Origin of the sequence: Streptococcus sp. NLAE-zl-C503 (assembly GCF_900104285.1) — a bacterium.
In the GTDB taxonomy this organism is placed as follows: domain Bacteria; phylum Bacillota; class Bacilli; order Lactobacillales; family Streptococcaceae; genus Streptococcus.
In genome coordinates, this window is the sequence record NZ_FNJT01000007.1 from 11,857 (window position 1) to 31,039 (window position 19,183).

The 19,183-nt window shown below is 42.2% G+C and carries 23 protein-coding genes; 22 read left to right on the forward strand and 1 reads right to left on the reverse strand.

Annotation, left to right across the window (positions count from 1 at the left end):
- Positions 1-35: 35 nt before the first annotated feature.
- Positions 36-893 carry a DUF975 family protein gene (locus BLS46_RS08920; RefSeq protein WP_093587039.1) on the reverse strand — a complete coding sequence of 286 codons (858 nt, stop codon included), beginning with the start codon at positions 891-893 and terminating at the stop codon, positions 36-38.
- A 116-nt stretch (positions 894-1,009) separates the two neighbouring features.
- Here BLS46_RS08920 and tgt point away from each other — a divergent pair, with 116 nt between their 5' ends.
- From tgt to BLS46_RS09030, 22 genes are all read left to right on the forward strand, one after another.
- Positions 1,010-2,152 (forward strand): tRNA guanosine(34) transglycosylase Tgt, encoded by a 1,143-nt coding sequence (gene tgt / locus BLS46_RS08925; protein ID WP_093587041.1) that lies wholly within the window; start codon positions 1,010-1,012, stop codon positions 2,150-2,152.
- A 134-nt stretch (positions 2,153-2,286) separates the two neighbouring features.
- Positions 2,287-4,104, forward strand: a complete 1,818-nt coding sequence (locus BLS46_RS08930) for an acyltransferase family protein (protein WP_093587043.1) — start codon at positions 2,287-2,289, stop codon at positions 4,102-4,104.
- 140 nt (positions 4,105-4,244) lie between these two features.
- Entirely contained in the window at positions 4,245-5,396 is a 1,152-nt protein-coding gene (nagA, locus tag BLS46_RS08935; protein ID WP_093587045.1) for an N-acetylglucosamine-6-phosphate deacetylase, read from the forward strand.
- A 148-nt stretch (positions 5,397-5,544) separates the two neighbouring features.
- On the forward strand, positions 5,545-5,910 hold the full coding sequence (locus BLS46_RS08940) for a DUF1033 family protein (RefSeq protein WP_000286399.1): 366 nt from the start codon (positions 5,545-5,547) through the stop codon (positions 5,908-5,910).
- Positions 5,911-5,973: 63 nt separating this feature from the next.
- A complete protein-coding gene (comGA, locus tag BLS46_RS08945) occupies positions 5,974-6,915 on the forward strand; it encodes a competence type IV pilus ATPase ComGA (RefSeq protein WP_093587047.1) in 942 nt (313 codons plus the stop codon).
- A complete protein-coding gene (gene comGB / locus BLS46_RS08950) occupies positions 6,863-7,879 on the forward strand; it encodes a competence type IV pilus assembly protein ComGB (protein ID WP_093587049.1) in 1,017 nt (338 codons plus the stop codon). Before comGA ends, comGB begins: the two co-directional genes overlap by 53 nt.
- Position 7,880: 1 nt before the next feature.
- Complete coding sequence (gene comGC, locus BLS46_RS08955) at positions 7,881-8,204, forward strand: competence type IV pilus major pilin ComGC (protein WP_093587051.1); 324 nt, start codon at positions 7,881-7,883, stop codon at positions 8,202-8,204.
- Complete coding sequence (gene comGD, locus BLS46_RS08960) at positions 8,167-8,601, forward strand: competence type IV pilus minor pilin ComGD (RefSeq protein WP_093587053.1); 435 nt, start codon at positions 8,167-8,169, stop codon at positions 8,599-8,601. Before comGC ends, comGD begins: the two co-directional genes overlap by 38 nt.
- The gene (gene comGE, locus BLS46_RS08965) at positions 8,564-8,866 is read left to right on the forward strand and encodes a competence type IV pilus minor pilin ComGE (RefSeq protein ID WP_180364078.1); all 303 of its coding nucleotides are present in this window, start codon (positions 8,564-8,566) and stop codon (positions 8,864-8,866) included. Before comGD ends, comGE begins: the two co-directional genes overlap by 38 nt.
- On the forward strand, positions 8,829-9,290 hold the full coding sequence (gene comGF / locus BLS46_RS08970; RefSeq protein ID WP_093587055.1) for a competence type IV pilus minor pilin ComGF: 462 nt from the start codon (positions 8,829-8,831) through the stop codon (positions 9,288-9,290). The genes comGE and comGF overlap by 38 nt, the downstream gene beginning before the upstream one ends.
- Entirely contained in the window at positions 9,268-9,681 is a 414-nt protein-coding gene (comGG, locus tag BLS46_RS08975; RefSeq protein WP_093587057.1) for a competence type IV pilus minor pilin ComGG, read from the forward strand. Before comGF ends, comGG begins: the two co-directional genes overlap by 23 nt.
- A 32-nt stretch (positions 9,682-9,713) precedes the next feature.
- Positions 9,714-10,304 (forward strand): class I SAM-dependent methyltransferase, encoded by a 591-nt coding sequence (locus tag BLS46_RS08980; protein ID WP_093587059.1) that lies wholly within the window; start codon positions 9,714-9,716, stop codon positions 10,302-10,304.
- Positions 10,305-10,362: 58 nt separating this feature from the next.
- A complete protein-coding gene (locus BLS46_RS08985; protein WP_093587061.1) occupies positions 10,363-11,316 on the forward strand; it encodes a class I SAM-dependent methyltransferase in 954 nt (317 codons plus the stop codon).
- 49 nt (positions 11,317-11,365) lie between these two features.
- On the forward strand, positions 11,366-12,556 hold the full coding sequence (locus BLS46_RS08990; protein ID WP_093587063.1) for an acetate kinase: 1,191 nt from the start codon (positions 11,366-11,368) through the stop codon (positions 12,554-12,556).
- A 159-nt stretch (positions 12,557-12,715) separates the two neighbouring features.
- Positions 12,716-13,087, forward strand: a complete 372-nt coding sequence (gene rnpA / locus BLS46_RS08995) for a ribonuclease P protein component (RefSeq protein WP_093587065.1) — start codon at positions 12,716-12,718, stop codon at positions 13,085-13,087.
- Positions 13,062-13,874: a membrane protein insertase YidC gene (locus BLS46_RS09000; protein ID WP_180364079.1), complete on the forward strand. Its 813-nt coding sequence runs from the start codon at positions 13,062-13,064 to the stop codon at positions 13,872-13,874. Before rnpA ends, BLS46_RS09000 begins: the two co-directional genes overlap by 26 nt.
- 17 nt (positions 13,875-13,891) lie before the next feature.
- Positions 13,892-14,881, forward strand: a complete 990-nt coding sequence (gene jag, locus BLS46_RS09005; protein ID WP_093587067.1) for an RNA-binding cell elongation regulator Jag/EloR — start codon at positions 13,892-13,894, stop codon at positions 14,879-14,881.
- A 50-nt stretch (positions 14,882-14,931) separates the two neighbouring features.
- Positions 14,932-15,555 (forward strand): ribonuclease P, encoded by a 624-nt coding sequence (locus tag BLS46_RS09010; RefSeq protein ID WP_093587069.1) that lies wholly within the window; start codon positions 14,932-14,934, stop codon positions 15,553-15,555.
- Positions 15,556-15,672: 117 nt separating this feature from the next.
- Positions 15,673-17,649 carry a transketolase gene (gene tkt / locus BLS46_RS09015; RefSeq protein WP_093587071.1) on the forward strand — a complete coding sequence of 659 codons (1,977 nt, stop codon included), beginning with the start codon at positions 15,673-15,675 and terminating at the stop codon, positions 17,647-17,649.
- Positions 17,650-17,766: 117 nt separating this feature from the next.
- Positions 17,767-18,087: a preprotein translocase subunit YajC gene (yajC, locus tag BLS46_RS09020; protein ID WP_084972885.1), complete on the forward strand. Its 321-nt coding sequence runs from the start codon at positions 17,767-17,769 to the stop codon at positions 18,085-18,087.
- A 47-nt stretch (positions 18,088-18,134) separates the two neighbouring features.
- The gene (locus BLS46_RS09025; protein WP_093587073.1) at positions 18,135-18,578 is read left to right on the forward strand and encodes a low molecular weight protein-tyrosine-phosphatase; all 444 of its coding nucleotides are present in this window, start codon (positions 18,135-18,137) and stop codon (positions 18,576-18,578) included.
- The gene (locus BLS46_RS09030; RefSeq protein ID WP_093587075.1) at positions 18,565-18,978 is read left to right on the forward strand and encodes an MORN repeat-containing protein; all 414 of its coding nucleotides are present in this window, start codon (positions 18,565-18,567) and stop codon (positions 18,976-18,978) included. The genes BLS46_RS09025 and BLS46_RS09030 overlap by 14 nt, the downstream gene beginning before the upstream one ends.
- Positions 18,979-19,183: the final 205 nt, after the last annotated feature.

Consider the following 19,183-nt stretch of genomic DNA (forward strand, 5'->3'; position numbering starts at 1 on the left):
CCAGCGTCTTTCAGGACGCTGGTTTTTGTATGCTCTTATCCAGTTCGACGTTTACGAGCTAGTAGTGCTCTGTAAAAGAAGATGTGATTGTTCTGGATATAGGGAAGGATTGAAAAACTAGCAATTCCAAAGGTGATCCAATTGAGGAAGTACCAAGGAAGTAGTTGTAAGTCTAGGACAAAGCGTTGAAATTTGTAACCCTTCATCAAGAAACGGCTGGTTTTCAGGATTTGACGGGGTTTAGCCTGTCCTAAATCCTGAGTGTCGCAGAGGAGGAATTCTACCTGCGAGTAGGCATAATGTTGCGGAACGTAGAGGATGTTTCCCACAATCATCAAGATGAGGCTCGCGAAAAAGTAGAGTCCAAAGGTCATAAGGAACTGCTCTGTTTCAACGGATGAGAGGTCTAATTTTGGAAATTCAGGATGTAAGGCGACAAATCTCCGAGCCAAGAGATTGCTATAAAAGAGAAAATAAACGCCTACTAAGTTTGGAATGCTCCATAAAAAGAGGTAGAAACGTTTGAGGAGCAGGGTTAGGAAGGTTTGCGAGAAGCGCTCTTCAGCAAAGAGGGCCAGGCTTGATTTTACGGAGAGTTCCGTATCCGGATCCTTGAGGAGTCGGAGTGTTGCAAAAGCAGCACCTGCTAGAAAAATCGTGCTCATAAAAGAAACCACTAGCGGGAAGAGATAGGCTTGGAGCACTTGTGCCAGCATGCTGAAAAAGGATTGCTCTAAAACACTTTCTTGGAGACGAGCCAAGGGGTTGAGAAAGCCTGATAAGATGACCAGTATGCTAGGTAAGAGATAGACGAGAAAGAGGCGGGGATTTTCAGCCTGAAATTGCCTCGTCTGCAGACGAATGGTTTTTAAATCAATTTTTGGGTATTTCATTCTTTCATTATACCATAGTTCGTGACAGTTCCTGGTTTTTTTGATAAAATCATACAGTATGCCTTTGGGCGCAAAGTATGAACTGGGACTGTTTTTCCCAGCTTCGGAGGTAGAAAATGTCAGATTCACCAATCAAATACCGTTTGATTAAGAAAGAAAAACACACGGGAGCCCGTCTGGGAGAAATCATCACTCCGCATGGTACCTTCCCAACACCTATGTTTATGCCAGTTGGGACCCAAGCCACTGTTAAAACCCAGTCGCCTGAAGAATTGAAGGAGATGGGATCAGGGATTATCCTGTCTAATACTTATCATCTGTGGCTCCGTCCAGGGGACGAACTCATCGCACGCGCAGGCGGTCTCCACAAGTTCATGAACTGGGACCAGCCAATCCTGACGGATAGTGGTGGTTTTCAGGTTTATTCTCTAGCAGATAGCCGTAATATCACAGAAGAAGGGGTAACCTTTAAAAACCATCTCAATGGTTCCAAGATGTTCCTATCGCCAGAAAAAGCCATCTCTATTCAGAACAATCTAGGCTCAGACATCATGATGTCTTTTGATGAATGTCCTCAGTTTTACCAACCCTATGATTACGTTAAGAAATCCATCGAGCGTACTAGTCGTTGGGCTGAACGTGGTTTGAAGGCTCACCGTCGTCCACATGACCAAGGCTTGTTTGGGATTGTGCAGGGGGCAGGATTTGAAGATTTGCGCCGCCAATCGGCTCATGATCTTATTAGCATGGACTTTCCAGGCTACTCTATCGGTGGTTTGGCAGTGGGAGAAACGCACGAAGAGATGAATGCAGTCTTGGATTTCACAACTCAACTCCTTCCTGAAAACAAACCTCGCTATTTGATGGGAGTGGGAGCCCCAGATAGCTTGATTGATGGGGTCATTCGTGGGGTGGATATGTTTGACTGTGTCTTGCCAACTCGTATCGCTCGTAACGGGACTTGTATGACCAGCCAAGGTCGTTTGGTTGTCAAGAATGCCCAGTTCGCTGAGGACTTTACGCCACTGGATCCTGAGTGTGATTGCTACACATGTAAGAACTATACACGCGCCTACCTTCGCCACTTGCTCAAGGCTGACGAAACCTTCGGTATCCGCTTGACTAGCTACCACAATCTCTACTTCTTGCTCAATCTGATGAAGCAGGTCCGTCAAGCCATCATGGATGACAATCTCTTGGAATTTCGTGAGTATTTTGTGGAAAAATATGGCTACAACAAGTCAGGACGTAATTTCTAAAACGGAATTGATATAAGCTAAAAATCCTACGTTTTCTCGTAGGATTTTTCTTCTTTTTTTGATAGAATAGGGAGTATAATGGAATGGAAATTAGGTGGTGTTTTACTTCCTAATTTAATGGAGAATAGACTCGTATGCGTATTAAATGGTTTTCCTTGATTAGGATTACAGGTTTACTTTTGGTGCTTTTGTACCACTTCTTTCAGACCATCTTTCCTGGAGGCTTCTTTGGGGTAGATGTCTTTTTCACTTTTTCAGGATTTTTGATCACTTCCCTCCTTTTAGAAGAATTTGGGAAGGCACGTCAGATTGATTTGCTGGGCTTTTTTAAGAGACGGTTTTATCGTATCGTGCCACCTGTGGTGCTGATGGTTTTAGTGACCATGCCTTTTACTTTCTTGGTTCGTCAAGACTATGTTGCTGGAATTGGCGGCCAGATTGCTGGAGTTCTCGGTTTTATGACCAACTTCTATGAGATGTTAACAGGGGGAAGTTACGAATCTCAGTTCATTCCGCATCTCTTTGTTCACAACTGGAGTCTAGCTGTTGAGGTTCACTACTATATTCTTTGGGGCTTAGCGGTTTGGTTCTTATCCAAACGTTCAAAATCTAGTAGTCAATTGAGAGGGATGGTATTTCTCCTTTCTGCGGGAGCTTTCATCATTAGCTTTTTCTCCATGTTTATTGGTAGTCTAATGGCTAGTTCCCATTCGTCTGTCTACTTTTCAAGTTTAACCCATATCTATCCCTTCTTTTTAGGAAGTATTTTGGCGACGGTTGTGGGTGTTCGTCAGACGAGCGATTTAGTCAAGCAGTTTGACCGGATGTGGGATCTTCGTCAGAATCTACTGGTGTTTGCCGCAGGTCTCTTGGTATTAGTACTCTTGACCTTCTTTATCAAGTTTACCTACCTGTTCGCTTATCTATTTGGTTTCTTACTGGCGAGTTTAGCGGCCGTGGCCATGATTCTTGCTGCGCGTGTCTTGCATGAGAAAACGCCTGAGATACAAGAACCTCGGATAATCACATTTCTAGCGGATACTAGCTATGCGGTTTACCTCTTCCACTGGCCTTTTTATATTATCTTTTCTCAGTTGATGAGTAATTTGCCCGCTGTTATTTTAACAGTCATCTTTTCTTATTTCTTTGCTATCCTATCCTTCTATATTATTGAGCCGTTGATTGCTGGTAAATCCAATCCTTTAATACGGAAGATTAGTCGATTGCCTCATATTAAACCAATTAGTGCTGGTGCTGCTGGCATTCTTACCTTGCTTACCTTGATTATCATAGCTGTGGCTCCCCAAGTTGGAGCTTTTGAGACAGACTTGATGGTCAATGGTTTTAAACAAGCCCAGACCAATATAGGGCAAACAAAGACTCTTGCTGAGCAAGCAGAGGCTAGCCGACTTGGAATTTCTGAGGGAACGAGTCTGATTGGAGATTCGGTAGCCTTGCGTGCTAATACAGCCTTACAAGAGGCCCTTCCTGAAGCAAATATCAACGCTCAAGTTAGTCGGACAACTAAGCAAGCCAATGACATCATGCTCAATAACAGCCAGAACAAGGTACTTCTAAAAACAGTTGTCATTGCAACGGGTGTAAACGGACCAGAGAATTATAAAGATGACTTAGATACGATAGTTAAAAACCTCCCCAAAGGCCACCATCTGATTCTTGTAACTCCTTATGAAGGTGACAAGAGCAAGGAAACTTACAAATCAGTTGAGCAGTATGCGACTTATGCACGGGAATTAGCTGAAAAGAATCCTTACGTGAGCATCGCTGACTGGAATAAGGTTGCTAAGGAACACCCTGAAATCTGGGCTGGAACCGACCAAGTCCACTTTGGAAATGATAGCAACATGATTGAAGAAGGTGCTAAACTTTACGCAGAGACGATTGCAGCTGCTGTTAAGGCCGCTCAAGAACTACCTGTGAAATCAAAATAAAATCAAAGAGTTGGAGATATCCAGCTCTTTTAAAATATCTCCAGAAAAGAGGTCTATACCATTTACAAATGAAAAAGAAAGGTTTATAATGTAATTGACATAATAAATTCTAGAATCAATCTATCAAGGAGGTTATCATTATGCCTAATTATATTAAAGCGGATCAGTTTTTCTACCCACACGGAGTTCGTCGTGGCGGTTACTTGGAACTTGTGGATGGCAAGTTTGGAAAACATGTAGAACAGATTCCTGAAGGAGCTGAGGTGATTGACTATACAGGCTACAGCATTGCTCCAGGACTTGTGGATACCCACATTCATGGCTTTGGTGGTGTGGATGTCATGGATAATAACATCGAAGGAACACTTCATACCATGAGTGAAGGGCTCCTCAGCATGGGAGTAACGAGTTTCTTGCCAACTACTTTGACCTCTTCTTATGAGCAATTGCTCGCAGTAACAGAAAATATCGGTGCCCGTTACCAGGAAGCAAGTGGAGCTAAGATTCGTGGGATCTATTTTGAAGGTCCGTATTTCACAGAAAAATACAAGGGAGCTCAAAACCCTGCCTATATGAAGGACCCTCGTATGGATGAGTTTCGTGCTTGGCAAAAAGCAGCCAATGGTTTGCTTAATAAAATTGCCCTTGCGCCAGAACGTGAAGGTGTAGAAGACTTTGTTCGTACGATTACGGGTGAAGGAGTGACTGTTGCTCTAGGACACTCAAATGCGACTTTTGATGAAGCTAAAAAAGCAGTCGATGCTGGAGCAAGCGTTTGGGTACATGCCTACAATGGGATGCGTGGGTTGACTCACCGTGAACTCGGTATGGTTGGAGCCATGTATGAATTGCCACATACCTATGCAGAGTTGATCTGTGACGGTCATCACGTGGATCCAAAAGCCTGCGAAATTCTTATCAAACAAAAAGGAACAGAAAATATTGCTCTTATCACAGACTGTATGACAGCGGGTGGATTGGAAGACGGCGACTACATGTTGGGAGAGTTTCCGGTAGTGGTTGCCAATGGAACTGCTCGCCTCAAATCTACAGGCAATTTGGCAGGTTCTATCCTTAAACTCAAAGATGGTTTGAAGAATGTGGTTGAATGGGGAATTGCGAATCCGCATGAAGCGGTCATGATGGCGAGCTTCAACCCAGCAAAATCTGTTCATATTGATGATGTTTGTGGACAAATCCGTGAAGGCTACGATGCTGACTTTATCGTACTAGATAAAGATTTGGAATTAGTTGCAACCTACCTAGATGGTGTGAAACGTTATCAAGCATAATAAAAAGCAGAGGCTGTGATGACTCAGCCTTTGCTTTTCTATTCATAGGTATCTTCAGAAAGCTAGAGGATTGTTCTATAATGAAGCAAAATCCTTTCATTGTTCTAGAAAATTCGTTATAATATACGGTACAAAGGAAGTAGTAAGAATGTATCGTGTTATAGAAATGTATGGGGATTTTGAACCGTGGTGGTTCATAGAAGGTTGGGAAGAAGATGTCATCATGAGTCAATCTTTTGACAAGTATTATGATGCTCTAAAATATTATAAATCATGCTGGTTTGAGCTGGAAAAGAAGAATCCTCTTTATAAGAGTCGGAGTGATTTGATGACTATTTTTTGGGATCCTGCTGACCAACGCTGGTGTGATGAGTGCGATGAGTATTTGCAACAGTACCATTCTTTGGCACTTTTACAGGATGAGCAAGTCATCCCCGATGAAAAGCTACGTCCAGGCTACGAAAAACAAACAGGTCAAGAAAAACACCGTTCTTGCCGCATGAAATGGAGATAAAAAAGTAACTTTTTAAGTTGCTTTTTTAATTTTTTTGCGAATAGTCTAGATAAGGAGGGAGCTATGGTACAAGAAATTGCACAGAAAATTATTGCTACTGCTAAGAAAAAAGGAGCTCAGGATATCTATTTTATCCCCAAGGAAAAGTCCTACGAGCTTCACATGCGGGTTGGAGACGAACGGTGTCTAGTTGACTCCTATGAGTTTGATGTTTTAGCTGCTGTGATTAGTCATTTTAAGTTTGTAGCGGGTATGAATGTAGGAGAGAAGAGGCGTAGTCAGCTGGGCTCTTGCGACTACCAGCATGGGGAGAAGGTGTCTTCTCTGCGTTTGTCTACCGTGGGAGATTATCGGGGACATGAGAGTTTGGTCATTCGTTTGTTACACGATGAGGAGCAGGATCTGCATTTCTGGTTTCAGGATATTGGAGAACTGGGCAAGCAGTACAGGCAAAGAGGACTCTATCTATTTGCAGGTCCAGTCGGAAGTGGCAAGACGACGCTGATGCACGAATTAGCCAAGTCTGTGTTTAAGGGGCAGCAGGTTATGTCCATCGAAGATCCTGTAGAAATTAAGCAGGAAGACATGCTCCAGTTGCAGTTGAATGAGGCGATTGGCTTGAGCTATGAAAATCTGATCAAACTGTCTCTCCGGCATCGTCCTGACCTCTTGATTATCGGTGAAATTCGTGATAGCGAGACGGCGCGTGCAGTAGTTAGAGCCAGTTTGACAGGGGCGACAGTCTTTTCAACCATTCATGCCAAGAGTATCCGAGGTGTTTATGAACGTCTTCTGGAGTTGGGTGTGACGGAGGAGGAACTAGCAGTTGTCCTGCAAGGAGTCTGTTACCAGAGATTAATCGGGGGAGGAGGAATCGTTGACTTTGCAAACAAAGACTATCAAGAACACCAGCCAACTAGCTGGAATGAGCAGATTGACCAGCTTCTTAAAGATGGACATATCACAAGTCTTCAGGCTGAAACGGAAAAAATTAGCTACAGCTAAGCAAAAGAAAATCATCACCCTGTTTAACAATCTCTTCTCCAGTGGCTTTCATTTGGTGGAAATTATTTCTTTCTTGGGCAGAAGTGCCTTGCTGGAAAAGGACTATGTGGCCCAGATGCACCAAGGGCTGTCTCAGGGAAAATCTTTCTCAGAAATGATGGACAGTTTAGGGTTTTCAAGTGCCATTGTGACCCAGCTATCCCTAGCTGAAGTTCACGGGAATCTCCATCTGAGTTTAGAAAAGATAGAAGAATATCTAGATAATCTCGCCAAGGTCAAGAAAAAATTAATCGAAGTGGCGACCTATCCTCTGATTTTACTGGGATTTCTCCTGCTAATCATGCTGGGGTTGAGGAACTATTTGCTCCCCCAACTGGACAGCAGCAATATCGCCACCCAAATTATCGGCAATCTTCCACAAATATTTCTGGGACTAGTGCTGGTTTGCTCTCTGTCTTTACTTTTAGCCCTCGCTTTCTACAAAAGAAGTTCCAAGATGCGGGTCTTCTCGATGTTAGCACGGATTCCCTTTCTAGGAATCTTTGTCCAGACCTATCTGACAGCTTATTACGCGCGTGAATGGGGCAATATGATTTCACAGGGAATGGAGCTGACGCAGATTTTTCAGATCATGCAGGAACAGGGTTCTCAGCTCTTTAAAGAAATCGGTCAAGATTTGGCTCAAGCCCTGCAAAATGGCCGCGAATTTTCTCAAACCATAGCGACCTATCCTTTCTTTAAAAAGGAGTTGAGTCTCATCATCGAGTATGGGGAAGTCAAATCCAAACTGGGGAGTGAGTTGGAAATCTATGCAGAAAAGACTTGGGAAGCCTTTTTTACCCGAGTCAACCGCACCATGAATCTGGTGCAGCCACTGGTTTTTATCTTTGTGGCCCTGATTATCGTTTTACTTTATGCGGCAATGCTTATGCCCATGTATCAAAATATGGAGGTAAATTTTTAAAATGAAAAAACTCATGACAAAATTAAAAAAAGCCAAGGTTAAAGCTTTCACTTTGGTAGAAATGTTAGTGGTCTTGCTCATCATCAGCGTTCTTCTCTTGCTCTTTGTGCCTAATTTGACCAAGCAAAAAGATGCCGTTGATGGCAAAGGAAAAGCTGCTGTTGTCAAGGTGGTGGAAAGTCAGGCAGAGCTCTATAGTCTGGATAAAAATGAAGATGCTAGTTTGAGTAAACTAGAGGCAGACGGGCGTATCACTGCTGAGCAAGCTAAAGCCTATAAAGAATACCATGTCAAACAAAAAACGAGTCAAGCTGTTGCAGATTAAGGCCTTTACTCTGCTGGAAAGTCTCTTAGTTTTGGGACTTGTGAGTATCATTGCTTTGGCTTTATCTGGCTCAGTCCAGTCCACTTTTGCAGCAGTGGAAGAGCAGATATTTTTCATGGAATTTGAAGAACTATACCGTGAAACTCAAAAGCATAGTGTAGCTAGTCAACAAAAGACCAGTCTAAACTTAGATGGGCAGACGATTAGTAATGGCAGTCAAAAATTGACCGTTCCTAAAGGGATTCAGGCACCATCAGGACAGACGATTCACTTTGACCGAGCTGGTGGAAATAGATCTCTGGCTAAGGTTGAATTTCAGACCAGAAAAGGAGCAATCAGCTATCGATTATATCTAGGAAATGGAAAAATTAAACGCATTAAAGAAACAAAAGATTAAGGCAGTGATTTTACTGGAAGCGGTAGTAGCGCTAGCCATATTTGCCAGTATTGCAACCCTCCTCTTGGGACAAATTCAGAAAAATAGACAAGAAGAGGCAGAAATATTGCAAAAGGAGGAAGTCTTACGTGTGGCTAAGATGGCTCTGCAAACAGGTCAAAATCAGGTAAACATAAACGGAGTGGAGATTCAGGTGTTTGCTAGTGAAAAGGGATTGGAGGTCTACCATGGTTCAGAGAAATTGCTCGACCTTAAAGAGCAGTAAGGTTAAGGCGTTCACTCTTCTAGAATCTCTGATTGCCCTTATCGTCATCAGTGGAAGCTTGCTCCTCTTTCAAGCTATGAGCCAGCTCCTCATTTCAGAAGTTCGTTACCAGCAACAGAGTGAGCAAAAAGAGTGGCTCTTGTTTGTGGATCAGCTGGAGGCGGAGTTAGAGCGTTCGCAGTTTGAAAAGGTAGAAGGTAATCGCCTCTATGTGAAGCAAGATGGCAAGGATATCGCTATGGGTAAGTCCAAATCGGATGATTTTCGGAAAACTGATAGCAGTGGACGAGGCTACCAACCTATGGTTTATGGCCTCAAATCAGCACAAATCACAGAGGAAAATCAATTGGTTCGCTTTCGCTTCCAATTTCAAAAGGGCTTAGAAAGGGAGTTCATCTATCGTGTGGAAAAATCAAAAAGTTAAGGCAGGTGTTCTCTTATATGCAGTTACTATGGCAGCCATCTTTAGTCTATTGTTACAGTTTTATTTGAATCGGCAAGTCGCCCATCACAAAGACTTTGCCCTAAACAAAGAAAAGTTGGCTGCTTTTGCCATGGCCAAACGAAGTAAAGATAAGGCTGAGCAAGAAAGTGGGGAACGAGTCTTCAACTTAGGAAAAGTCACGTATCAAAATACGAAAACAGGTTTTGCAACAAGTATTCGTATGAATAAGGGCAACTATGAATTTTTCTTTCCTCCGATGAAAGCCAAGGAAAAGAAAGCGGATAAAAAGCAACAGGTAGCGACTGATTTAAGTCAAGAACCAAATCAGACAAAAACAGAAAATAAGGCAGATAAGAAAGCCAATTCCTAGGCAATTCAACTTCTTTGTGATACACTAAAAACATGAAACACGATTTTAATCACAAAGCAGAAACTTTTGATTCGCCCAAAAATATCTTTCTTGCAAACTTGGTTTGTCAGGCAGTTGAAAAACAGATTGGTTTTCTATCAGACAAGGAAATACTGGACTTTGGTGGTGGGACGGGTCTGTTAGCCTTGCCCCTAGCTAAGCAGGTCAAGTCGGTTACCCTAGTAGACATCTCGGAGAAAATGCTGGAGCAAGCCCGTTTGAAAGCAGAGAACCAAGAAATCAGGAATCTTCAACTCTTGGAGCAGGATTTACTGGCAAATCCCTTGGAGCAGCAATTTGACCTGATTGTTGTCAGTCGAGTTCTTCATCACATACCTGATCTAGATGCGACTCTTGCCATGTTTCACCATCACCTTAGGGAGAATGGACAAATCCTCATTGCTGACTTTGTCAAGACAGATACCAACCATCACGGCTTTGAATTGGCTGAACTGGAAAACAAACTCGACCAGTTTGGTTTTTCGAGCATTGACAGTCAGATTCTTTACAGTGCTGAAGATCTTTTCCTAGGAAATTACGCAGAGCTCTTTTTAACTGTAGCCCAAAAATCACTCGCTGACTAAAGCAGTGATTTTTTCTCTTCAGATGGAAAAAATAGGGGAATTTTGATAAGATAGGAATATGGATTTTGAAAAAATAGAACAAGCTTATACGTATTTATTAGAAAATGTCCAAGTCATCCAAAGTGATTTGGCGACCAACTTTTATGACGCCTTGGTAGAGCAAAACAGCATCTATCTGGATGGCGAAACTGAGCTAGAGAAGGTAAAGGAAAACAATCAAGCCCTTAAGCGCTTAGCACTTCGCAAGGAAGAGTGGCTCAAGACCTACCAGTTTCTCTTGATGAAGGCAGGACAAACTGAGCCTTTGCAAGCCAATCACCAGTTTACGCCGGATGCCATTGCTCTCCTCTTGGTACTTATTGTGGAAGAGTTGCTTGATAAAGAGGAAATTAGCATCCTCGAAATAGGTTCTGGAGTGGGAATTCTGGGTGCTACTTTCTTGATATCTCTTGCTAAAAAAGTAGATTACTTGGGAATTGAAGTGGATGACTTGCTGATTGATTTGGCGGCTAGCATGGCAGATGTGATTGGTTTGCAGGCAGGATTTGTCCAAGGTGATGCCGTTCGTCCGCAAATGCTTAAAGAAAGCGATGTGGTCATTAGCGACTTGCCTGTCGGCTATTACCCAGACGATGCCATCGCTTCACGCTATCAAGTGGCTTCTAGTCAAGAACATACCTATGCCCATCATTTGCTGATGGAACAAGGTCTCAAGTACCTCAAGTCAGATGGCTATGCTATTTTTCTAGCTCCGAGCGACTTGTTGACCAGTCCTCAAAGTGATTTGTTAAAAGGTTGGCTCAAAGACGAAGTGAGTCTGGCTGCTATCATCGCTCTGCCAGAGGATATTTTCTCAACTGCAAGCCAAGCTAAAAGTATTTTTGTCTTACAGAAGAAAAGAGACAAGGAAATAGAACCATTTGTCTATCCTTTGACCAGTCTGCAAGATCCAGCTGCATTAATGAAATTCAAAGAAAATTTTCAAAAATGGAGCAAAGGTACTGAAATGTAAGGTAAATTTTGTTATAATAGTTGAAAACGCTTAAAAGAGGTATCATGTTATGACAAAAACAATTGCAATCAATGCAGGAAGCTCGAGTTTGAAATGGCAACTTTACCAAATGCCAGAAGAAATAGTATTGGCGAAAGGCTTGATTGAACGTATTGGCTTGAAGGACTCTATCTCAACTGTAAAATTTGATGGCCGTTCTGAACAACAAATTCTTGATATTGAAGATCACACACAAGCTGTTAAAATTTTATTGGATGATTTGATTCGTTTCGATATCATCAAATCTTATGATGAGATTACAGGTGTTGGGCACCGTGTTGTGGCTGGTGGCGAATATTTCAAAGAGTCAACCTTGGTAGAGGGTGATGTTTTGGAAAAGGTTGAAGAGTTGGGACTTTTAGCTCCTCTTCACAACCCAGCCAACGCAGCAGGAATTCGCGCATTTAAGGAATTGCTTCCAGATATTACCAGCGTTGTTGTTTTTGATACATCATTCCATACAACAATGCCAGAGAAAGCCTATCGTTACCCTCTTCCAAACAAATACTATACTGAAAATAAAGTTCGTAAGTATGGAGCCCACGGGACAAGTCATCAGTTTGTAGCAGGAGAAGCAGCTAAAATTTTAGGTCGCCCTCTAGAAGAGTTGAAATTGATTACCTGCCATATTGGTAATGGTGCTTCTATTACAGCTGTCAAAGGCGGTCAGTCTGTTGATACATCCATGGGCTTCACTCCACTTGGTGGTATTATGATGGGGACTCGTACAGGTGATATTGATCCGGCAATTATCCCCTATTTAATGCAACATACAGATGACTTTAATACACCAGAGGATATCAGTCGAATTCTCAATCGTGAGTCAGGACTTTTGGGTGTTTCTGAGAGATCAAGCGATATGCGTGATATTCACGAAGCTATGCGTGCGGGTGATGAGAAAGCGCAGCTGGCAAATGAGATTTTTGTGGATCGTATCCAAAAGTATATTGGTCAGTATTTGGCAGTTTTGAACGGTGCAGATGCCATTATCTTTACAGCTGGAATTGGAGAAAATTCTGTAACGATTCGTCAGATGGTTATTGAAGGCATTTCTTGGTTTGGCTGTGATGTAGATCCTGAAAAGAATGTCTTTGGAGCGACAGGTGATATCTCAACAGAAGCTGCTAAAGTTCGTGTCTTGGTTATCCCAACTGATGAAGAATTGGTTATCGCTCGTGATGTTGAACGCTTGAAAAAGTAACATGAACTGAATAAAATTACAAGATAAGATACAATAAAAAGGAGTTGGGAGATAAATTTTCCCAACTTTTTGTTGTTAAAACAGTCTAAAACCTTGTCATTATTGGCTTTTTTGAAATTTATGGTATAATAGTAGTAATTTAATAGATGGAGTGGAGTTTTGAAGAAAAGCTTTCGTGTAAAAAGAGAGAAAGATTTTAGTGCGATTTTCAGGGATGGAACAAGTTTTGCTAATCGTAAATTTGTTGTCTACCAATTGGAAAATCAGAAAAGTCATTTTCGAGTAGGGCTGTCCGTCAGTAAGAAATTAGGGAATGCAGTTACCAGAAATCAAATTAAAAGACGGATTCGACACATTTTGCTAAGTGTAAGGGAGCAGTTAGCTGATAACGTTGATTTTGTCGTGATTGCTCGAAAAGGGGTTGAAGGCTTGGATTATGCAGAAATGGAGAAAAATCTACTCCACGTATTAAAGTTATCAAAGATTTACCGGGAAGGAATTAGGAGTGAAAAAGAAACTACAGTTGACTAGTTTGCTGGGCTTGTCCTTATTTGTCATGACAGCCTGTGGGACAAGCGATGTTGCAGCAGATTCTACAGATATATGGAGTAAATTTGTCTATTTTTTTGCTGAAATCATCCGCTTCTTGTCCTTTGACGTTAGTATCGGAGTGGGGATTATCCTCTTTACGATCCTGATTCGTACGATTCTATTGCCAGTCTTTCAGACTCAGATGGTGGCCTCTAGAAAAATGCAAGAGGCTCAACCACGCATCAAGGCTCTGCAAGAACAATATCCAGGTCGTGATATGGAAAGTAGAACCAAGCTGGATCAGGAGATGCGGAAGGTCTATAAAGAATTAGGGGTCAAACACTCTTCTTCTCTCTGGCCGATTTTGATTCAAATGCCGGTTCTCTTGGCTCTCTTCCAAGCCTTGACTCGAGTGGACTTTTTGAAAACAGGGCATTTTTTGTGGGTGAACCTTGGGGGAGTGGACACAAGCTTTATCCTTCCGATTTTGGCAACGGTCTTTACCTTCTTAAGCAGTTGGTTATCGAATAAGGCTTTACCTGAAAGAAGTGGAGCTATGACAGGGATGATGTACGGGATGCCTGTACTGATCTTTATCTTTGCCATCTCTTCACCTAGTGGCGTAGCCTTGTACTGGGCAGTATCCAATGCTTATCAAGTTTTGCAAACCTACTTCTTAAATAATCCTTTTAAGATTATTGCAGCGCGTGAGGCGGAAGTACAAGCTAAAAAAGATTTGGAAAATAGAAAAAGAAAAGCCAAGAAAAAGGCTCAGAAAACGAAATAATAAGGAGGAATCTGATAATGGTATTATTTACAGGTTCAACTGTTGAAGAAGCAATCCAGAAAGGATTGAAAGAGTTAGGTATTCCGAGAATGAAGACTCACATCAAGGTCGTGTCCAAAGAGAAGAAAGGTTTTTTAGGCTTATTTGGGAAAAAACCAGCTCAAGTTGATATTGAGGCGATTAGTGAGACGACTGTGATTAAGGCCAATCAACAAGCTGTAAAAGGTGTTCCGAAAGAGATCAATGAACAAAACGAACCTGTTAAGACAGTAACAGAGGCGACAGTTGATCTTGGTCATGTTGTTGAGGCGATTAAAAAAATAGAAGAGGAAGGTCAGGGTGTTTCTGATGAAATCAAGGCTGAAATCTTGAAAAATGAGAAACATGCTAGCACGATCTTAGAAGAAACAGGTCACATCGCGATTTTAAATGAATTGCAGACAGGAGATGCTGGAGTGGAAGACCCAGCAGAGTGTGAAGAATTTGTATCTATGTCAGAATCGTTAGAAAGCCAGTCTTTGGAAGATCTAGGTTTGAAGGTGGAGCCGAATTATGACATCGAACAAGTAGCAGCTCAAGTGGCTAACTATGTCCAAACCATTGTGGACGATATGGATGTTGAAGGGACGATTTCAAGCGACTACAATCGTCGTACGATTAATCTTCAAATCGATACCAATGAGCCTGGTCGTATTATTGGCTATCATGGGAAAGTATTGAAAGCACTTCAGCTTTTGGCGCAAAACTACCTCTACAATCGTTATTCAAGAACTTTCTACATCACGATCAACGTCAATGATTACGTTGAACACCGTGCAGAAGTTTTGCAAACCTACGCTCAAAAATTGGCGACTCGCGTTTTGGAGGAAGGTCGTAGCCAGCAAACAGATCCAATGTCGAATAGCGAACGCAAGATTATCCATCGCATTATTTCACGCATGGATGGAGTGACCAGCTATTCTGAGGGCGATGAGCCAAATCGCTATGTTGTCGTAGATGCAGAATAAACAAAATCAGGTCAAACCTGATTTTTTGTTAGAAAAGGGAGAAGAAACAGATGATGGAAGCAATCAAGAACTATCTATCTTATGCGGGAATCCAGTACCGTAATCCAGATAAGGCTGGAGATGAGCGAGAAAAGATGCTGGAATTGCGCCACAAAGGGCAGGAGGCTCGCAAGGCTTTTACGAACTTAGCCAAGGCCTTCCAAGAAAAGCATCCAGAATGGCAACTGCAACAGACTAGTCAGTGGATGAATCAAGCGCAACGCTTGCGACCGCATTTCTGGGCCTATCTACAGAGAGATGGACAAGTGACAGAACCTATGATGGCCTTGCGTTTATATGGAACGCCTGCTGACTTTGGGATTTCTTTGGAAGTCAGTTTCATCGAGCGCAAGAAAGATGAGCAGACTCTGGGCAAACAAGCCAAGGTTTTAGATATTTCACCGGTAGAAGGGATGTATTATCTAGTATATACCGACGACCAGAGTCAAAAGGTAGAAGCCACAGAAGAAGATCGTCAGCTCTTACGCGAGAAGGTACAATGTCAGGAAATTCGTAAAGTCTTAGTCAAGTCAGATGTTTCCTTCATTGAAGATCAATCAGTAGAAGCGATTTTAGAAAAGTTAGAAGATGCTTATACTCGCCTACTTCCTTACTATGAGGTGACGAGAGGATAGAAAATCAAATGTGTTAGATGAACGCAAATTGTTTTATTGCTATTCTATGCATTTTTTCATATAATAGTAAAATAGAATGTGTGAACTACTAATCGTCTCAAAGAGAAAGGAAAGTCTATGTCAAATCTATCTGTTAATGCAATTCGTTTTCTAGGTATTGACGCCATCAACAAAGCAAACTCAGGTCACCCAGGGGTGGTTATGGGAGCGGCTCCAATGGCCTATAGCCTCTTTACAAAACAACTTCGTATCAATCCAGCTCAACCAAACTGGATCAACCGCGACCGCTTTATTCTTTCAGCAGGACACGGCTCTATGCTTCTTTATGCCCTTCTTCACCTTTCTGGTTTTGAAGATGTCAGCATGGATGAGGTCAAGAACTTCCGCCAATGGGGTTCTAAAACGCCAGGTCACCCAGAATTTGGCCATACTGCAGGGGTTGACGCTACAACTGGTCCTCTAGGACAAGGGATTTCTACTGCTACTGGTTTTGCCCAAGCAGAACGTTTCCTTGCGGCCAGATATAACCGCGAAGGATATAATATCTTTGACCACTATACTTACGTTATCTGTGGCGACGGAGATTTGATGGAAGGTGTTTCAAGCGAGGCAGCTTCATACGCAGGTTTGCAAAAACTCGACAAGTTGGTTGTTCTTTATGATTCAAATGACATTAACTTGGATGGTGAGACAAAGGATTCCTTTACAGAAAGTGTTCGTGACCGCTACAATGCCTACGGTTGGCATACAGCCTTGGTTGAAGATGGAACAGACTTGGAAGCAATCCATGCTGCTATCGAAGCAGCCAAAGCTTCAGGAAAACCATCTTTGATTGAAGTGAAGACTGTGATTGGATACGGTTCTCCAAATAGACAAGGAACCAATGCGGTACACGGTGCTCCTCTTGGAGCGGATGAAACTGCGGCTACTCGCCAAGCTCTCGGTTGGGACTACGAGCCATTTGAAATCCCAGCTGAGGTTTATGCTGATTTCAAGGAAAATGTAGCAGACCGTGGTGCATCAGCTTATCAAGCTTGGACAAAATTAGTTGCTGATTATAAAGAAGCTTATCCTGAACTTGCAGCAGAAGTAGAAGCCATCATTGACGGACGTGATCCAGTTGAGGTAACTCCAGAAGACTTCCCAGCCTTAGAAAACGGCTTTTCTCAAGCAACTCGTAATTCAAGTCAAGATGCTTTGAATGTTGTAGCTGCCAAGTTACCAACTTTCTTAGGTGGATCAGCTGACCTTGCTCACTCAAACATGACTTATATCAAGACTGATGGACTTCAAGACGATGCCAATCGCCTGAACCGTAACATTCAGTTTGGTGTTCGTGAATTTGCAATGGGAACAATCTTGAATGGGATGGCTCTTCATGGTGGACTTCGTGTTTACGGTGGTACTTTCTTTGTCTTCTCTGACTATGTGAAAGCAGCTGTCCGCTTGTCAGCCTTACAAGGACTTCCTGTGACCTATGTCTTTACTCATGACTCGATCGCTGTCGGAGAAGATGGTCCAACTCACGAACCAGTTGAACACCTAGCAGGTCTTCGTGCGATGCCAAATCTGAATGTTTTCCGCCCAGCAGATGCGCGTGAAACTCAAGCGGCTTGGTATCTTGCAGTGACAAGTGAGAAAACACCAACTGCCCTTGTTTTGACACGTCAAAACTTGACTGTCGAAGAAGGAACAGACTTTGATAAGGTTGCAAAAGGTGCCTATGTTGTCTATGAAAACGCGGCAGATTTTGATACAATCTTGATCGCAACAGGTTCAGAGGTCAATCTAGCTGTCGCAGCTGCCAAAGAATTGGCTAGTCAAGGCGCAAAAGTCCGCGTAGTTAGCATGCCATCTACAGATGTCTTTGACGCACAAGACGCAGCTTACAAGGAAGAAATCCTTCCAAATGCAGTTCGCCGTCGTGTTGCAGTCGAAATGGGTGCAACTCAAAACTGGTACAAATATGTTGGTCTAGATGGTGCGGTTCTCGGTATTGATACCTTTGGAGCATCTGCCCCAGCACCAAAAGTATTGGCAGAGTATGGATTTACTGTTGAAAATCTAGTCAAAGTAGTTCAAAACTTGAAATAATCGCAGAAATCAGAGTGAAAACTCTGATTTTTTTATTGCCATAAAACAAGGCACAACCTTGTAAAAGTAGTTGAAATTTGATATAGTAGTCCTATGTAAAATACAAAGGAGAAAACAATGGATCCAAATATTACTTTTTTAATCATGCTTGTAGGGATGATGGCCTTGATGTTCTTTATGCAACGTTCTCAAAAGAAACAAGCACAAAAGCGTATGGAAAGCTTGAACAAGCTTCAAAAAGGCTATGAAGTCATTACAATCGGTGGCCTTTACGGAACAGTTGATGAAGTAGATACTGAGAAGAAAACAATCGTACTGGATGTAGATGGCGTTTATTTGACTTTCGAATTGACTGCAATCAAGACAGTGTTGCCACTCAAAGAGGCTGTGACACCAGAAGGAGCAGTTATCGACGAAAGCGGAGCAATTGAAGAATAAAACGGGATCTATCGCTCCCGTTTTTCTATGAGATGAGAGGAAAAGGGATGAAAAAAATAGTATTTGTTTGCCTAGGAAATATCTGTCGCAGCCCCATGGCAGAGTTTGTAATGAAATCCATGACGAGCGATTACCAGATTGAGAGTCGTGCGACTTCGTCTTGGGAACATGGCAATCCGATTCATAAGGGAACGCAAGGAATTTTCCAGCGGTATCAGATTCCTTATGACAAAGACAAAACATCGCTTCAGATTGGCAGAGAAGACTTTGAGTCGTTTGATTACATTATCGGTATGGATGCCTCAAACGTTTCAGATCTGCGTCAAATGTGTCCTCAGGAACTACAGCACAAAATCTACTCTTTTGCATCTGAAAGTGTTCCAGATCCTTGGTATACAGGAGATTTTGAGGAAACCTATGCGCGTATCACAAATGGATGCCAAAGCTGGCTAGATCGATTAGAAAAAGAGAGTGACAATGGAAAAGCTTAAAGAAATCTTCGAAAAATATCGAGTTTATCTAACTCGCCCACGTGTAGAGATTGCAACAGTCCTTCTAATCGCTATCTGTGCCATCTCGGTTTTTCTACTAAACACACCAAAAAAGGGCGTCCTGACACTTGATGGTGGTGCGCTTGTTTATGATGGTACCTTGGTACGAGGGAAAATGAATGGTCAAGGAACCATGACCTTTGAAAATGGGGACCAATACACAGGTGAGTTCAACAATGGGGCTTTCAATGGAAAAGGGATTTTCCAATCAAAATCTGGGTGGAAATACGAAGGTGATTTTGTAAATGGCCAGGCTGAAGGTCAAGGGAAGTTGACGACAGAACAAGAAGTTGTCTATGAAGGAACCTTTAAACAAGGTGTTTTTCAACAAAAACAGTAGTCTCTAGGTGAGGAGACTATTTTTCAAAACAGGAAAGAAAGCGCTTTCTATGTTTTAATTCGATAAATAACGATCAATCAGAAAAACTTTGTGAAATAAAAAAAAATTTTATCACAATTTCACAAGTCGTCTGAAGAAAAGTTGTTATAGAAGACCTTTAAGAAAAAATTCACAATCTCATAAAATTTCTTTGTGAAATGCTTAT

Bases quoted from the DNA above. Each gene is read 5' to 3' on its own strand.
- BLS46_RS09010 (WP_093587069.1), top strand. From the start codon at position 14,932: ATGATGGAAGCAATCAAGAACTATCTATCTTATGCGGGAATCCAGTAC.
- tgt (WP_093587041.1), top strand. From the start codon at position 1,010: ATGTCAGATTCACCAATCAAATACCGTTTGATTAAGAAAGAAAAACAC.
- BLS46_RS09025 (WP_093587073.1), top strand. From the start codon at position 18,135: ATGAAAAAAATAGTATTTGTTTGCCTAGGAAATATCTGTCGCAGCCCC.
- comGA (WP_093587047.1), top strand. From the start codon at position 5,974: ATGGTACAAGAAATTGCACAGAAAATTATTGCTACTGCTAAGAAAAAA.
- comGB (WP_093587049.1), top strand. From the start codon at position 6,863: ATGGACATATCACAAGTCTTCAGGCTGAAACGGAAAAAATTAGCTACA.
- comGF (WP_093587055.1), top strand. From the start codon at position 8,829: ATGGTTCAGAGAAATTGCTCGACCTTAAAGAGCAGTAAGGTTAAGGCG.
- comGC (WP_093587051.1), top strand. From the start codon at position 7,881: ATGAAAAAACTCATGACAAAATTAAAAAAAGCCAAGGTTAAAGCTTTC.
- BLS46_RS09030 (WP_093587075.1), top strand. From the start codon at position 18,565: ATGGAAAAGCTTAAAGAAATCTTCGAAAAATATCGAGTTTATCTAACT.
- comGE (WP_180364078.1), top strand. From the start codon at position 8,564: ATGGAAAAATTAAACGCATTAAAGAAACAAAAGATTAAGGCAGTGATT.
- BLS46_RS08940 (WP_000286399.1), top strand. From the start codon at position 5,545: ATGTATCGTGTTATAGAAATGTATGGGGATTTTGAACCGTGGTGGTTC.
- nagA (WP_093587045.1), top strand. From the start codon at position 4,245: ATGCCTAATTATATTAAAGCGGATCAGTTTTTCTACCCACACGGAGTT.
- tkt (WP_093587071.1), top strand. From the start codon at position 15,673: ATGTCAAATCTATCTGTTAATGCAATTCGTTTTCTAGGTATTGACGCC.
- BLS46_RS08930 (WP_093587043.1), top strand. From the start codon at position 2,287: ATGCGTATTAAATGGTTTTCCTTGATTAGGATTACAGGTTTACTTTTG.
- BLS46_RS08990 (WP_093587063.1), top strand. From the start codon at position 11,366: ATGACAAAAACAATTGCAATCAATGCAGGAAGCTCGAGTTTGAAATGG.
- BLS46_RS08980 (WP_093587059.1), top strand. From the start codon at position 9,714: ATGAAACACGATTTTAATCACAAAGCAGAAACTTTTGATTCGCCCAAA.
- yajC (WP_084972885.1), top strand. From the start codon at position 17,767: ATGGATCCAAATATTACTTTTTTAATCATGCTTGTAGGGATGATGGCC.
- BLS46_RS08920 (WP_093587039.1), bottom strand. From the start codon at position 893: ATGAAATACCCAAAAATTGATTTAAAAACCATTCGTCTGCAGACGAGG.
- jag (WP_093587067.1), top strand. From the start codon at position 13,892: ATGGTATTATTTACAGGTTCAACTGTTGAAGAAGCAATCCAGAAAGGA.
- comGD (WP_093587053.1), top strand. From the start codon at position 8,167: ATGTCAAACAAAAAACGAGTCAAGCTGTTGCAGATTAAGGCCTTTACT.
- BLS46_RS08985 (WP_093587061.1), top strand. From the start codon at position 10,363: ATGGATTTTGAAAAAATAGAACAAGCTTATACGTATTTATTAGAAAAT.